The organism is Ensifer sp. NPDC090286 (genome assembly GCF_044769565.1).
Lineage (GTDB): Bacteria > Pseudomonadota > Alphaproteobacteria > Rhizobiales > Rhizobiaceae > Ensifer.
In genome coordinates this window covers 1-15,915 of sequence record NZ_JBIVYF010000010.1, presented here as the reverse complement: position 1 = coordinate 15,915, position 15,915 = coordinate 1, and the positions used below count along the sequence as shown (strand labels likewise).

Sequence of the window (15,915 nt, the reverse complement as noted above, 5' to 3'; positions counted from 1 at the left end):
CATTTCGGTCCCGCGACGCGGAGTCGTTCTTGTCATCGAAGGCACGCGATTGGCATGCCGATCTGAGACAGGGTTCGGGGACATGATGAACGGAAATCGGCCGCAGCGCACGGCGAAGGCTGCAATCAAGAGGATGCTGGCGACGACGGCATTCCTGGCGCTGGCAGGCGTAGTGGCCGGCACGCCGGCAGCAGCGCAGCAACCGAACCAGTCCTACGCCATCGCCAGCGGGTCTCTGGATACTGCACTTTCGCGCTTCGGCGCGACCAGCGGCGTCCAGGTGCTCTACAGCGCCGCGATCACCAAGGGCAGAACGTCGAGTGGCGCAAATGGCGCCCTGTCCGCAGACGCGGCGCTCGCCCGGATCCTCGCCGGCACCGGGCTCACCTATCGTTTCACCGGCCCGAAATCGGTAACGATCTCCGATCCGGCAGCCCCCGCAAGCGCGGAAGTCGACGCCAATGGCGCAACCAAGCTGCAGGCCATCGTCGCAACCGGCGAGGCCAGCGAAAACAGCTATGTCGTTGCCGATAGCAGCACGGGAACCAAGACCGACGCGCCGTTGATCGAGATCCCACAGTCGATCTCCGTGGTCGGCCGCAAGCAGATCGAAGCTCAGAACGCGCAATCCGTCACTGAAATTCTCCGCTACGTTCCGGGCGTGACGATCGAGACCTACGGACCGGATCCGAAGGGTTACGACTGGATCATGATGCGCGGCTTCAACGCCCAGTCGACCAGTTCCTACAGGGACGGCCTGCGCCAGCTTTCGAGCGGCTACACCTTCTTCCGCACGGACCCCTACCAGCTTGAGACCGTCGAGGTCCTGCGCGGCCCCTCCTCTTCGCTCTATGGGCAGAGCGACGCAGGCGGCATCGTCAACCGCGTCTCGAAGAAGCCGACCACGGACCGCCGCAACGAGGTTGAGGTCGAATACGGCAGCTTCAGCCGCATGCAGGGCGCCTTCGACCTGTCGGGGCCGATCGGCGAGGATCCGGCGCTGCTCTACCGGGTGATCGGCGTGGCCCGCAACAGCGACACGCAATTTACCTACGGCAACGGCGCCGATATCGGCGACGATCGCCTGTTGCTGGCACCCTCGCTGACCTTCGCGCCCGATGCCGAGACGTCGCTGACGATCAGCGGCGATCTGCTCCAGGACAAGAGCGGCGGCAGCGCGATCAGCTTTACCCCGACGGGCGTGCTCATCGGCGATCCGAGCTTCAACAGAAGCGAGCAGATCCAGAAGACGATCGGCTACGAATTCGAGCACCGGCTGAACGAGACCTGGACGGTGCGGCAGAACGTGCGCTACGGCCACGTCAACTTCCTGCTCGACAACCTCCTGATCTCCGGCTCGGGCCCGGCCGGCCTCAACCGGGTGGCTCGCCGTTTCGACGAGAGCTTCGATGGTCTGGCGATCGACAACCAGGCGCAGGCCGAGTTCGACACGGGTTCGATCGCCCATGACCTGCTGCTCGGTCTCGACTACGCCTGGTCGCGTTCCGACGTGCGGCACTATACCGGGCCGGCGCCGTCCTTGAACCCGTTCAATCCGGTTTATGGCCTGCCCGTCACCCCGCCAGGGACGCCGCTTCAAAGCTACAAGGAGCGCTACCAGCAGATCGGCGTCTACGCGCAGGACCAGATCAGCTTGACCGACAGCCTGATCGCCACCCTCGGAGGGCGCTACGACTGGCTGGATCTCGACAACACCAACCGGCTGCGCGGGACCAAGACGGAAATTGACGTCGGACATTTCTCGGGGCGCGCCGGCCTCACCTATCTGACCGATTGGGGCGTGGCTTCCTATGTCAGCTTCTCGCAATCCTTCGTGCCGAACTCGGGCGTGTCGGCTGACGGCGACACCTTCGATCCCTCTGAAGGCCGGCAATGGGAAGTGGGCGTCAAATACGAGCCGACCTCGTTCGACGGCCTGTTCACGCTCGCCTATTTCGACATCGTGAAGTCCAACGTTCTGACCCCGGACACACGGCCCGGCAACGCCGGGTTCAGCGTTGCGACCGGCGAAGTGCAGTCGCGCGGTCTTGAGCTCGAAGGCAAGTTCAGCCTCGGCAGCGGCTGGGATTTCACCGGCTCCTACACCTGGACGGATGCTGAAATCACCAAGGACAACAGCGGCAATATCGGCAACCGGCCGGCGCTTGTGCCCGAGCATCAGGCATCCGCCTGGCTCAACTACACGGTCACCGGCGGCACGCTCGAAGGGCTTTCGCTCGGCGGCGGTGCGCGTTTCGTCGGATCGAGCTTCGGCAACAACACCAACACGCTTGAAGTCGGCGGACGTACGGTCTTCGACCTTGGCGCAAGCTACAAGGTGACCGAAAACGCCACCGTCTCCCTCAACGCCACCAACGTCTTCGACAAGAAGTACTACACGACCTGCAACCCCGCCTACTCCTGCTACGAAGGCGACCGGCGCAGCGTCATCGGCCGGTTGAAGATCGGCTTCTAGGACGCGAACCGATATGCTCACCCGTCGTCGCCTTCTCGCCGCAACACCGTTCGCGCTTGCTGCCGTCGCCGCCCCCTTCCGGGCGGCGGCCAGCAGCCGTGCCAGACGCATCGCGGCAATCGACTGGGCGGCGGCGGAAGCGCTGGTGGCGCTGGGCGCGACGCCGGTTGCCGTTTCGGATACGCAATACTTCCGGCAACGCATGCCGGTTACCTTGCCGGAAAGCGTCGCGGACATCGGCCCGTTCTGGGAGATCAATCTCGAGCGCCTCGCCGCAATCGCCCCCGATGCGATCCTCGCGAACAGTTCGAGCCTGACCATGACGCCGGCGATCGGCGAGATCGCGCCGGTGGAACAGGTTCCCGACAGGGCCGAAAAGGGCAAGCGCTTCGAACTTGCGGTCGCGATCATGACCCATGCCGCCCGGGTCGCCGGCGTGCCGCAGGCCGATGTCGATGCGTACCTGCTTGACGTCGAGGCGCGGCTTGCGGTCCAGCGTCAGCAATTGCGCGACACGCGCCGGCCGATGCTCGTACTGCTGCCGGACCAGAATGGAAGACGAACGATGGTCTATGGCGAGGGCAGCCTGCCGGATGCGGTCTTGAAGAAACTGGGACTTACGAACGCCTGGACCGGTCCGGTCAACGCCAATGGCCTGGCGCAGGTGGGTCTCGACGCCCTGATGCCGCTTGATGGCGCGACCTTCGTTCAGGTCGAGATTCCGACGCTCAAAGTGCGCACGGCCCGATCGCTGGCGCGAAGCGCGCTTTGGCAACGGCTGGAGCCCATCCGCGCCGCGCGAAGCGTCACCATACCGCAGTTTCACCCCTTCGGTGGGTTGCCCTCGGTGACCCACTTCGCCGAAACGCTGGTTCCGGCACTTGAGGGGTTGCCGGCATGACGGATGCGTCTCTGTCTCCGGTGCGCGCCGCCTTCAGCGGCGCCAGTGTCGGCATCGCCGCGCTCACAATTACCGCGTTCGGGCTCGCTCTTGCCAATCTGCAGGCCGCGGCCGGTTCGTCCGGCTGGCTTCAACCGCTGCTGTCCCCCGATCTTGCCGACCCCCACCAGGCGGTCGCCTATCTGAGCTTGTTCCCACGGATCCTGCTCGCTCTTGTCGCCGGCTTGGCGCTTGGTTTTGCCGGCTCGGTGTTCCAGACGGTGTTGCGCAATCCGCTCGCCGAGCCCGGCCTGCTTGGCGTGACGTCGGGCGCGCAGCTCGCGCTTGCCGCATCGCTGCTCTATGCACCGGCACTTTGGATCAACGGCTACGAGCTGGTTGCCCTTGCCGGCGGCATTGCCGTCTTCGCCATCGTTGCCCTTGCAGCCGCCGGCCGCGGCGCCTCCGCGCCCGCCTTCGTCCTGACCGGCGTCGTGATCAGTCTTTATTGCAACGCCATCTACGGCCTGCTCGTCCTCTTCCATCATGACTTCCTGAGCGACCTGTTGACCTGGCAGGCGGGATCCCTGCAGCAGAGCGGCTGGCAATCGATGGCAAGGCTGACGGCTCAGGTCGGCGCGGTCGGACTGGTCATGCTTCTGCTTCTGCGCCCTTTGCGGCTGCTCTCGCTTGGCGACGGACCGGCCCGCAGCCTTGGGCTGTCGCCGGCCGTCGTCAAAGTGTCGCTGCTCGGGCTCGCATCCGCGCTGGCAGCGATCGTGACCGCCGAAATCGGCATCATCGGCTTCATCGGACTTGCGGCACCCGCACTGGCGCGGCGTCTGTGGCCGCGACGGTCCCACAATCCGCTCCCGGCCGCTTTCGTCGGCGCGATCCTGCTGCTGTTCATCGACCAGACACTCGCTCTGCTCGCGCCCTATGCCGGCGACATTCCTGCCGGTGCGGCCGCCGGCCTCTTCACCGGTCCGCTGCTCGCGTTCCTCGCCGTTACCAGGCAGCAGGCGGAGCGCCCGCGGACGGACCGGACGCCGCTTTCCGCGCGCCGGCTGCGCCAGCCCGTGCTCGGCCTGGCGTTGCTTCTCGTCATCCTGCTTCTGGCCTCGACGCTCTCGGTCCTGGCCGGCGTCAGCGATCACGGGTGGCAGATACTCTCGCCTTCAGATCCGGCCGTGCCGTGGCACTGGCGGCTCCCTCGCCTGCTCGGCGCCGCGGGCGCCGGCACGTGCCTCGCCGTTGCGGGTCTGCTTCTGCAGCGCGCCTTGCGCAATCCGCTCGCCAGCCCCGATCTTCTCGGCGTTGGCCATGGTGCCGGCCTTGGACTGATCATCGCCTTCATGATCGTGCCGGCGGGCGCGGTCTGGTCCAAGCTTGCGGTCTCGGCGATCGGCGCCGCCGCGGTGCTCGCGCTCGTCGCGACGCTGGCGCGGCGCGCCTCTTTCCAGCCGGAACGAACGCTGCTCGTCGGCGTCGGCCTCGGCAGCATGGTTCATGCGCTGCTGGTCCTGTTCCTTGCAAGCGGCGGCCCGAACGGTGCGGCGCTTCTCAGCTGGTTCTCCGGATCGATCGGCGCCGTTCGCCTTACCGATGCGGTCATGGTCTGCGTCGTCGCCCTTGCCGCAACGGCTGCGGCGCTCGTTCTTGGCCGCTGGCTCGCGGCGCTGCCGCTCGGTGATACGGCGGTAACAGCGATCGGCATTCCCGACCGCGTAGCGAGGACCACCCTGTTCTTCGCCGCCGCCATCGCCATTGCCGCCGGAACGATGATCGTCGGGCCGGTCAGCTTTATCGGGCTCATGGTTCCCCATCTCGTCGCCCAGGCCGGGTTCCGCCGCGAACGCGATCTCGTCGTGGCCTGCGCCCTAACCGGCGCCGCCTTCCTGGTCGGAGCGGACTGGATCGGCCGCAACCTCGCCTGGCCATGGCCAATGGCACCGGGACTGATCTCGGCGCTTTTGGGCGGACCGATCTTCCTTTGGCTGATCTGGCGAGGTCGCGCCCAATGAAACCGGCCTTGAACAGCCTATCCGATCAAATCGAAACGCGGCCCGATCCCGGTCCGTCGGCAGACATTGCAGGAGCCCCGATGACGGACGCAAAACCACACTTTGCGGTGCGCGACGCCAGCTTTTCCGTCGGCGATCGCGTGCTATTGCACCCGACGAAGCTGGAAATCGCCAAGGGCGAAATGCTGGCGCTCGTTGGCCACAACGGCTCGGGAAAGTCGACCCTTCTGAAGATGCTGGCCCGACAACAAGCGCCGTCATCCGGCGCAATCGCGTTCGATGGAAGACCGCTCGACGCCTGGCCGACCCGCGAGTTTGCCCGCCGGGTCGGCTATCTGCCGCAGCAGATCCCCGCCGCTCCGGCCATGACGGTTCGGGAACTGACGGCGATGGGCCGCTACCCGTGGCACGGCGCGCTCGGCCGGTTCGGACGTGACGACCGTGAGAGCGTCGAGCGGGCGCTGGAGCGCACGCATATGCTGCCGCTTGCCGACCGGCTGGTGGACACGCTTTCCGGCGGCGAACGCCAGCGCGCCTGGCTCGCGATGCTGTTGGCGCAGAACGCGGCATGCCTGCTGCTCGACGAGCCAACGGCCGCTCTCGACGTCGCCCACCAGATCGAGGTGCTTTCACTCGTTCGCACCCTGTCACGCGCCAGCGGCCTGACTGTCATTCTCGTGCTGCACGACATCAACATGGCGAGCCGCTTCTGCGACGAGATCGTTGCGCTCCATTCCGGCCGGCTCGTCGCCAGCGGCCGGCCAAACCAGATCATGGAAAAGACGACCCTCGAACGCATCTACGGGGTGCAGATGGACATCCTCCCCCACCCCTCGGCCGATCGTGTCATCGCCGTGCCCCGTTGATGGCAGGGCATGCCCGGACCTGTCGCTGATTTGGAGGCCGGGAGGCCGCACCTTTCCCGGCTCGACTGCCGCTTAGGCAACCTGCGCGTCTGGCTCGGCCTCCTTGGCCAGAACGACCGTATTCCTGCCCATGCGCTTGGCTTCGTAAAGCGCGTCATCTGCCTTCTGCAGCAGCCGCTCGAGCGTGGTATCCACGGCGATCGCGGTCGCTGCCCCGAGGCTCGCGGTCACGCAGCCATCGGTCAATCCGCGATGCGGTAGGCGCAGCCCTTCGATCGCCGTCCTGATCCGCTCCGCCATCGCCAAAGCCTGCAGCGGCTCCCGTCCGGGCGCCAGCACCAGTATCTCTTCCCCGCCAAAACGGAAGACGAAGGCAGCCTCGTCGACCGTGGAGCGGATGCACTGTGAAACAGCGCGGATACAGGCATCGCCTTCGATATGGCCGTGAACGTCGTTGAACCGCTTGAAGTGGTCGATGTCGAGCAAGATCGCCGAAATTGCAGTGTTGCCCGGTGCTTCGTTCCAAAGCATGCCGCCGATCCGCGCCAGCGACCGGCGGTTCAACAGACCCGTCAGTTCATCCCGTTCAGCGTTGCGTTCGAGTTGCTGGCAAAGGAGGCTGCCTCTCAGCTGGTTGAGAAAATTCTGCCGGTCCTTCTGCTCCAGGAAATAGGCGCTCACCGCCAGAAAGATCGACAGCGTCAGATAGAAGGTGATGATGCCGGAATAGGTTACGTCGTCGAAAGCGCCGGTCAGATGCGTCGTGGTGAAATGCGACGCGCACATCAGCGCAAGCCCCGAAACGACGGCCAAGAACCGCGGCCGGAGCGCGATGACGAAGAATAGGAAGGCGGCGGAATTGCCGTTCTGGTAGACGAAAAGGTAGGGACTGGTGCTCTGCGTGGCCACCGCCATCGGCAAGGTGACGCCGAGCACCGCGATCGCCATCGCCAGGACGTCGTAAAGGCGGGCGTCCGGCCAGCGGCGCACCGCCAGGATGCAGGCAATGACGAAGGGCGTGAACACCAGGAAGCGAACGGTGAACAACCCGGCGAAGACATCCGGCAACATCGTGTGGTCGCCGAAATAGACGAGATCGTAGATGAAGATGCCGATCACGCCCCAGATTGCGGCGAGCCGCACGCGCTCTGCCGCATAGTCCTTGCGGAAGAGTTCTTCAATCTCCGGCGAAAAATGCAGATAGCGAAAGCCCCGCGCGATCTGGCCTTCTACCTGGTCTAGCGTCACAACGCCCATCGCCCATTTCCCGAACTGCGGAAAGACTCGGGCAGACTAGCAGAGAAAGCTGAATATTCGTCTAAAGGTAGAACGGTTCATTGCATCGGGCGCGCGAACCGGCCTGAAGCGACGTCACGCCTCGGGAACCTTGATCAGCACCGTTCCTGCCGCATCGATCGGCTTGCCATCCTGCGTGCGGATATCGAGCTTAACCGGCAGGCCCGTTTCCTTCTCGACCAATTGGGAATGCTCCTCGCCCGGCTGAAACAGATGCTTTTCACCGAACTGCCGCAAGGCGACCATGACCGGAAAGAGGTCGCGGCCCATCGCCGTCAACTGGTACTCGACCCGGGCCTTCGCCTCACCGGCCGGAACCGTTTCGAGAATGCCGCGCTCGACGAGCGTTTTCAGGCGGTCGGTCAGGATGTTCTTGGCAATGCCGAGGCTCTTTTGAAAGTCGCTGAAGCGGCGGACGTCATCGAACGCATCGCGCACGATCAGCAGCGACCACCAGTCGCCGATCGCATCCAGCGATCGCGCGCTCGGGCAATAGTCTTCCTTCAGCCGTCTGCGGGCCACCATGCATGATCTCCATTTCGAATTTTGGTTGCATTATGAAACCAAAATGATATCCATTTCTTGGTTTCATTATTAAACCAAAACAAGGAACACGTCCAATGGATGGTAAAATTGCTGCGGCGCCGGCCGGCGCTGCAAACGATGTCCCCTGCCCGGTCGGCGGTGCCCGCCCGGCATCGCGGCTGACGCGTCCGATGATGACACTCTTTGCCTTCGCCGCCGGCCTCGCCGTCGCCAATGCCTATTTCGCTCACCCTTTGCTCGACGTCATGGCTGCCGATCTCGATCTGTCGGAAACCCGCGCCGGCCTGATCGTCGGCGCGACCCAACTTGGCTACGCGCTCGGGCTGATCCTGCTTCTTCCTCTCGGAGACCTTTTCGATCGCCGCAAGATCATCATCTTTCAGTCGCTGCTGTCGGTCGCGGCCCTCGGCTTCGTCGCTCTTTCGGCGACTGTCGAAATGCTAATGGTTTCCATTGCCGCAGTTGGCATGCTCGCCGTGCTCACGCAGGCGCTGGTCGCCTATGCGGCCAGTCTCTCCCACTCTTCGGAACGGGGCCGGGTGGTCGGATTTGTCACCAGCGGCATCGTCATCGGCATTTTGTCGGCTCGCGCCGTCGCGGGATTGCTGACCGATCTGGCCGGCTGGCGGGCGGTCTATTTTGTATCTGCCGCGCTTACGCTCTTGATCGCGCTGCTGCTGTACAAGCTGCTGCCGCATCAACAACGGGAAACGAGCAAGCTTAGCTATCTCCGCCTCGTCTCCTCCACCTTCACGCTGATTGCCCAGGAGCCGGTTCTGCGCGTCCGCGGCATCATCGCGATGTTGATCTTCGCCAACGTGACGACGCTGCTCACCCCGCTTGTCCTGCCGCTGAGCGTGCCGCCCTTCTCGCTGTCGCATACTGAGGTCGGCCTCTTTGGGCTGGCAGGGATTGCCGGAGCGCTCGCCGCCTCACGAGCCGGACACTGGGCCGATCTCGGATTTGGACAGAGGACGACGGGGATATCGCTCGCGCTGATGCTCGCCGCGTGGCTGCCGATCTCGCTGCTTGACCATTCGCTCCTGTGGCTCGTTGCCGGCGTCCTCATCCTCGACTTCGGGCTTCAGGCCGTGCACGTGACGAACCAGGCTCTGATCTATCGCGTGCGACCGGAAGCCCAGAACCGGCTGACCGCCGCCTATATGCTGTTCTATTCGCTCGGCAGCGGGCTCGGATCGTCCCTTTCAACCGTCGCCTATGCCTATGGCGGATGGCAGGGCGTCTGCCTGATGGGCGCAGCGCTCAGCCTCTTGACCCTGCTCTTCTGGCTGGCGACGAAACCCGCCGAACCGCACGACGGCACGATGCTGAACGGCTAGTTTTGCACCACCCGCATCGCGCATGGCCGCTCTCCGCAAGGGCGGTCATGCTTTCGCTCCATCTCCATCCCCCTCCTCCCCGAAAAAACGTCCCGACATCGTACGGCTCGTCGCTAGGGAACCGTTACCGAAACCGAGCGTTTACGTTGCTTGAGCGTCATCTATCGGGGATCAACGCCATGTCAGACGCCGAAAACACGTCCGACAGCGCAGTCGCAGCCAAGGAAACGGCGTGGCCCGCGTCACACGACGAGATGCAGTCGCTGATCGACGACTTTGACTGGTCGCAGACCTCGCTCGGGCCGACGGAAAATTGGTCGCCGACGCTCAAGATCATGATCCCCTTCCTTCTGCGCAACCGGTTTCCGCTCCTGTTGTGGTGGGGACCGCACTATGTCTCAATCTACAACGAGGCTTATCGCCCGGTGCTCGGCGCAAAACACCCCTGGGCGCTCGGCAAACCGGTCAGCGAATGCTGGAGCGAGATCTGGCATGTGCTGAAACCGTTGATCGACACGCCTTTCAATGGCGGGCCTGCGACCTGGAACGACGACATCGAGCTCGAGATCAACAGGCACGGTTTCCTGGAAGAGACACATTTCACCATCGCCTACAGCCCGGTGCCCGACGAAACCGCAGCAAATGGCATTGGCGGCGTGCTCGCCACCGTGACCGAAATTACCGAGAAGGTGATCGGCGAGCGCCGCATCGTCGTCCTTCGGGATCTCGCTTCCCGCTCGGGCGATGCGCGAACGCCCGACGAGGCCTGCGCGATCGCAACGGAGACATTCAGGAAGCACGAAAGAGACGTGCCCTTCGCCCTTCTCTATCTCGTGGAGCCCGGCCGGAGACGAGCACGGCTTTCCGGATTGGCAGGCCTTGAACCGGATCACGCGCTGTGCCCGGCAAAGGTAGAGTTGGCGCAACAGGACAGTTCCGCAGGCTGGAATTTCGGTGCCGAGCTGAACCCCATCCTTGTCGATGATCTCGGACGCCGTTTCCCGCCTTCCGCGAGCAAAAACCATCCCAGCCTGCCGCACACGGCAGTCGTGCTTCCGCTGCCCGCAGCAAATGCCCGCGATGCCGCCGGTTTTCTCGTGGTCGGCATCAATCCTCGCCTGAAGCTCGACGAGCACTACCACGACTTCCTGCATCTCATGCGGGCGCAGATGGCCAGCGCCATCGCCAATGCGCAGTCCTATGAGGACGAGCGTAAGCGTTCCGAGGCATTAGCGGAAATAGACAAAGCGAAAACCGTTTTCTTTTCCAATGTCAGCCATGAGTTCCGCACGCCGATCACGCTGATGCTCGGCCACATTGAGGACCTGCTGGCCCGCAGCGGAGAGCGCCCCGACGATCGCGACCGTCTGCTCATTGCCCATCGCAACTCGCTGCGCCTGCTCAAGCTGGTCAACACTCTGCTTGAATTCTCGCGCATCGAAGCCGGGCGCCTGCGGGCGCGCTTCGAGCCGACCAACCTTGCGACGGCGACGGCAGAGCTTGCCAGCGCCTTTCGATCGGCGATGGAAATCGCCGGGCTGAACCTGACCGTCGACACGCCGCCGTTGCCGGAACCGGCCTATGTCGATCGCCAGATGTGGGAGAAGATCGTTCTCAATCTCCTCTCGAACGCCTTCAAGTTCACCCTCGAGGGCGACGTCGCCGTCAAACTCGCGGCCGAAGGCAACAATTTCGTCCTGACCGTCCGCGATACCGGCATCGGCATTCCGGCCAACGAGATGCCCCGGCTTTTCGAGCGCTTCCATCGCGTCGAAGGCGCAAGGGGGCGCAGTCAGGAGGGCTCAGGCATCGGGCTCGCCTTCGTCCAGGAATTGGTGAAGCTTCACGGCGGAACGGTCTCGGCCGAAAGTCACCTCGACGAAGGCACGACCATACGCGTGACGATCCCCAAAGGCAGCCGCGCCCCCACAATACACCGGAATGGCGATAGCAATGGCCATGGCAATGGCGAAGATCGCTCGTCGACCACGATCGGCGCCGTGCCATTCGTCGAGGAGGCACTGCAATGGCTGCCGGATCATCCGTCCTCGGATACGGGCCTCCCCGAGGTCGAACCGGCGCAACATCCGGCGCGAACACGAAACGGCGGCCGCCGAACTCTGCTGATAGTCGATGACAACGCCGACATGCGCGACTACCTGCGCCGGCTTCTCGGCGCGCAATACGACCTCAAGATCGTTGGCAACGGCGAAGACGCACTCGCCGCCGTCGCGTCGCAAAAACCGAACCTGATCGTCACGGACATCATGATGCCAGGTTTCGACGGGATCGAACTGCTCAGGCGCCTGCGCGCGGATACGCGCACAAACACCGTGCCGATCATTCTTCTTTCCGCGCGCGCCGGCGAGGAAAGCCGGATCGAGGGCATGCAGGCGGGTGCTGACGATTACTTGATCAAGCCCTTCAGCGCGCGCGAACTCTTGGCCCGGATCGAGGCGCACCTGAAGATCTCTCAATATCGCACCGAGGTCGCCGAAACCCTGCGCGCGAGCGAAGAGCGTTTCCGCGCTCTGGTCACCGCGAGTTCGGATATCGTCTACCGCATGGGTCCTGACTGGCGCGAGATGCGGTTTCTGCAGGGCAAGGACTTCGTCGCCGACACCGACGAGCCGAGCGACAGCTGGCTCGAAACGTACATACCGGCCGAAGACCAGACCCTGATGCTCGCTCGCATCAGCGATGCCATCGACAGCAAGGCCGTCTTCGAAATGGAGCACCGGGTCATCCGCCGCGACGGCGGCGTCGGCTGGACCCATTCGCGCGCGATACCGATGCTCGACGGCAAAGGCGAGATCGCCGAGTGGTTCGGCGCGGCACGGGACATTACCGATCGCAAGCGCGCGGAAGAGACCCAGCAACGCCTGCTCAGCGAACTTAGCCACCGCGTCAAGAACATGCTCGCTTCGGTTCAGGCGATCGCCCAGCATACCTTGCGTTCGGCCAAGTCCCCGGCCGACTTTGCCGCCAGCTTCAGCGGACGGCTGCAGTCGATGTCGCGCATGCACTCGCTTCTGACCCGAACCGCCTGGGAGGGCGCTGACCTCGGCGACATCATTCGCGACCAGCTTTTGTGGGGCACTGCCGACGAGCGCCGGGTCACGACTTCCGGCCCCCCTGTGCGTTTCGATGCGCAGACGGCAACGCATATGGCAATGGTCTTGCATGAACTTGGGACTAACGCAGCAAAACACGGCGCGCTTTCCTCGAACAAGGGATCGGTCTCGATCGATTGGAGCGTGACCGGCAATGCCCTTTGTCTCAACTGGACCGAACGGGGTGGACCCCCGCTCAAAACCCCGATTGGTCCAGGCTTCGGCACGCGGCTGATCGAGAAGGTCGCGACGGGAGGCGGCGGAAGCGCCCACCTGAAGACCGAGGCCGATGGCATGCGATGGGAGGTGTGGCTCCCGCTTGAAGCCGATGTTCCGCCGAGTACCGAGCCCGATGCGGAGCAACCCTTGCCGGAAGGGCCGGCGGCCGGTGCGCAGGTTGCATCGACCAAGCTCAAGGGAAAGCGCATCTTGGTGGTTGAGGATGAGGCGCTGATCGCCTTCGAAATCGCCGCGATCCTGGAGGAAGAGGATGCCGAGGTCGCCGGGCCCGCAGCGACACCCGGCGACGCGTTGCGCCTGATCAACGAGATGGCGCTGGATGCCGCGCTGCTCGATGCCAATCTGCGCGGCCAGCCGGTTGATGCGATCGCCGCAGCCTTGACCGACAAGAAGGTCCCCTTCGTCTTCGTATCCGGCTACGGTCGCGAGGCTCTGCCGCCGGGCTTTGCCGACACCGCTCTGTTGGCAAAGCCGTTCAACCCTCGACAACTGCTCGAGGCCGCGGCCCTGCTCGTCGCCGATCCCAAGTCCGTCTTGCGTTTCCGGCACTGAGGGAGGACGCTTGGTAGAGCCTTCTTACCCTCGGACACCGTTGCATTTCGGCTCGCTTGCGGTAGTTTTTCAGAACGCCCCGCAAAGCAGCGGTGGCCTTTCGCAACGTGTGGCCATCACCGATGCGGTTCCACTTCGAGTTCGTGGGAGCGGTCAATATGCTGGTCGACAATAGTGGCGCAAACGCCTCCGAACAGCCCTATCGCGAGAGCGAGGCGCGGTTTCGCGAGATTTTCGAGAACGCCGGCGTCGCAGTCTGGGAGCAGGACTTTTCCGGGGTCTGCGATCTCTTGGATCGGCTTCGCTCGGAAGGTGTCGAGGATCTGCGCGCCTATCTGAAGGCGCACCCCGAGCGGTTGAACGAAGCGATCGCGCAGGTGCGTATCGTCGACGTCAATCCTTTCACCGTGGAACTGTTCGAGGCCACCGAAAAGGACGAGCTGCTGCGGTCGCTCTCCAACGTCTTTCTGCCGGAGACGGCGCCGATCTTCCTCGAAGAGTTGGTGACGCTCTGGCAGGGTCAGAGGCGTTTCGGCAGCGAGGCCGTCGTTCAGACGTTGCGCGGGCGGCGGCTGCATGTGGTCTTCACCGTCACGTTCGAGGGCCCGCGCTGCGAGCGCACCTATGTCAGCATCCTCGACATTTCCCAGCGCAAGGCCGCCGAGCGCCGGCTGCAGGCGGTCGACCGGATAGCCAAGGCAATTGCCGGCAATCTCGATCTCGATCACATCGTGCAGACCGTGACCGATGCCGCCACGGAGCTGACCGGCGCAAAGTTTGGCGCCTTCTTCTACAATCTCACCGACCCGGACGGCGAGCGCTACACGCTTTACACGCTCTCGGGCGCGCCGCGTGCGGCCTTCGAGAATTTCCAGTTGCCGCGCAACACCGCCGTGTTCGATCCGACCTTTCGCGGTCGCGGCATCGTGCGCTCCGACGACATCCGAACCGACCCGCGTTATGGAAAATCCGCGCCGCATTTCGGCATGCCGAAAGGTCACCTGCCGGTGGTAAGCTACCTCGCTGTTCCGGTGCTCTCACGGTCCGGTGATGTCCACGGCGGACTTTTCTTCGGCCATGATCTGCCGGGTGTCTTTACCGCCGAGACCGAGGCGACGGTGACCTCGATCGCCGCGCATGCCGCGATCGCCATCGACAACGCCCATCTGCTCAAGGCGGCCGAACAGGAACTGACGATCCGCCGCGCGACGGAACGCGCCGCCCAACAACTGGCGGCGATCGTCGAATCCTCCGAAGACGCGATCCTGTCGATGGATCTGAATGGCGTCATCACCAGCTGGAACGCCGGCGCTGAGCGCCTCTATGGCTATACGGTAGAAGAAGCGGTCGGCAGCCCGGTCACGCTGCTGATCCCGGAGGATCGCCTCGGCGAAGAACTGGAGATCCTGGCAAAGGTTCGCGCCGGCCAGCGCGTCGACCACTTCGAAACCGTCAGACAGCGCAAGGATGGCGGGCTGATCCCGATCTCGCTGCGGATTTCACCGATCCGCGACAATACCGGCGTGGTCGTCGGCGCTTCCAAGATCGCCCGCGACATCAGCGAGCGCCGGCAGGCCGAGCAGCAGAAGGATCTGCTGATCCAGGAGATGGCGCACCGGGTAAAGAACCTGTTCATGGTTTCGAGCAGCGTCGTGTCGCTGAGCGCCAAGGCCGCCGCATCCGCCGAGGAGCTGGCATCAGCCGTCGTCGCGCGGTTGGGGTCGCTTGCGCGCGCGCACGTGCTCACCTTGCCGACCCCCGACCGTGACGGTGCAGGCGAAGGCCGCGCCAATCTGCAGGCGCTGCTTTCGACATTGCTCTCACCCTATGACGGCGATACGCCCCAAGGCCTTCGCCGGGTCACGACGCGAGGCTGCGATCTTGGCATCCCGCGCGCCGCGATCACCGGCTTTTCCCTGGTCGTGCACGAGTTCGCCACCAACGCCGCCAAATACGGCGCCCTGTCGACCGCCAGCGGTTCCCTCGACATCGAATGCATCGATCGCGGCGAGACCCTGGAGCTGAAATGGACTGAACGGGGCGGGCCTCCGGTAACCCGAACCGAGACCGAAGGCTTCGGCACCAAGCTCGCCAAGCTGACGATCGAAAGGCAGTTCGGCGGCGAAATTCTCCGCCAGTGGCGTCCGGAAGGCCTGATCATCCACCTGATCGTCCCCAAGGACCGCCTGCAGCCGCCGGAGTGAGGCGCGCAACCCGAGCCCGTAAGAGCCACCTGCCTGTCTTCGCCGTTTGTCGATGGGGCGCCCACTCTGCCCCAAACGCTTTCGGACATTCGGGTAGGTGCGACGGCGACGAGAGTGTCCGAAAGCGCTGAAAACCGTTGCGCGGGATGTGCTCGGTTGTCTGGACTTCCCTTCAGGCTTTGCGCCTTCGGCTTGCGGCTGCCATGGCCCATCTGGGTTTTTGCCGCGGTACCGTTAGAACGCCCAAAAGCCCGCCGGATTTCTCCGAGCGGGCTTTTGTTTTGATTTGGTTGCGGGGGCAGGATTTGAACCTGCGGCCTTCAGGTTATGAGCCTGACGAGCTACCGGGCTGCTCCACCCCGCGCCATCGCGGTAAAT

9 protein-coding genes and 1 tRNA gene are annotated in these 15,915 nt (G+C 64.1%); 7 read left to right on the top strand and 3 right to left on the bottom strand.

Annotated elements, in window-relative coordinates; translation table 11 throughout:
- The first annotated feature begins 82 nt into the window (after positions 1-82).
- The 4 genes from ACIQUG_RS32585 (at position 83) to ACIQUG_RS32570 (ending at position 6,246) form a co-directional block, all read left to right on the top strand.
- Positions 83-2,476, top strand: coding sequence for a TonB-dependent siderophore receptor (locus ACIQUG_RS32585; protein ID WP_402326459.1), 2,394 nt, complete (start codon positions 83-85; stop codon positions 2,474-2,476).
- A 13-nt stretch (positions 2,477-2,489) separates the two neighbouring features.
- Positions 2,490-3,377, top strand: a complete 888-nt coding sequence (locus tag ACIQUG_RS32580) for an ABC transporter substrate-binding protein (RefSeq protein WP_402326457.1) — start codon at positions 2,490-2,492, stop codon at positions 3,375-3,377.
- Positions 3,374-5,380: a Fe(3+)-hydroxamate ABC transporter permease FhuB gene (gene fhuB / locus ACIQUG_RS32575; protein ID WP_402326455.1), complete on the top strand. Its 2,007-nt coding sequence runs from the start codon at positions 3,374-3,376 to the stop codon at positions 5,378-5,380. The genes ACIQUG_RS32580 and fhuB overlap by 4 nt, the downstream gene beginning before the upstream one ends.
- Positions 5,381-5,460: 80 nt before the next feature.
- Positions 5,461-6,246: an ATP-binding cassette domain-containing protein gene (locus ACIQUG_RS32570; RefSeq protein WP_402326453.1), complete on the top strand. Its 786-nt coding sequence runs from the start codon at positions 5,461-5,463 to the stop codon at positions 6,244-6,246.
- Positions 6,247-6,318: 72 nt separating this feature from the next.
- On the opposite strand, the gene ACIQUG_RS32565 is transcribed toward ACIQUG_RS32570, so the two are convergent.
- A complete protein-coding gene (locus ACIQUG_RS32565; RefSeq protein WP_402326452.1) occupies positions 6,319-7,503 on the bottom strand; it encodes a GGDEF domain-containing protein in 1,185 nt (394 codons plus the stop codon).
- A 114-nt stretch (positions 7,504-7,617) separates the two neighbouring features.
- On the bottom strand, positions 7,618-8,067 hold the full coding sequence (locus tag ACIQUG_RS32560) for a winged helix-turn-helix transcriptional regulator (RefSeq protein ID WP_402326451.1): 450 nt from the start codon (positions 8,065-8,067) through the stop codon (positions 7,618-7,620).
- Between the two features lie 95 nt (positions 8,068-8,162).
- On the opposite strand from ACIQUG_RS32560, the gene ACIQUG_RS32555 reads away from it, so the two are divergent.
- From ACIQUG_RS32555 to ACIQUG_RS32545, 3 genes are all read left to right on the top strand, one after another.
- Positions 8,163-9,428, top strand: a complete 1,266-nt coding sequence (locus ACIQUG_RS32555; protein WP_402326449.1) for an MFS transporter — start codon at positions 8,163-8,165, stop codon at positions 9,426-9,428.
- Between the two features lie 179 nt (positions 9,429-9,607).
- Positions 9,608-13,333 carry a response regulator gene (locus ACIQUG_RS32550; RefSeq protein ID WP_402326448.1) on the top strand — a complete coding sequence of 1,242 codons (3,726 nt, stop codon included), beginning with the start codon at positions 9,608-9,610 and terminating at the stop codon, positions 13,331-13,333.
- A 158-nt stretch (positions 13,334-13,491) separates the two neighbouring features.
- Complete coding sequence (locus ACIQUG_RS32545) at positions 13,492-15,537, top strand: PAS domain S-box protein (protein ID WP_402326446.1); 2,046 nt, start codon at positions 13,492-13,494, stop codon at positions 15,535-15,537.
- A gap of 287 nt (positions 15,538-15,824) precedes the next feature.
- On the opposite strand, the gene ACIQUG_RS32540 is transcribed toward ACIQUG_RS32545, so the two are convergent.
- Positions 15,825-15,901 (bottom strand) — tRNA-Met (locus ACIQUG_RS32540).
- Positions 15,902-15,915 lie beyond the last annotated feature (14 nt).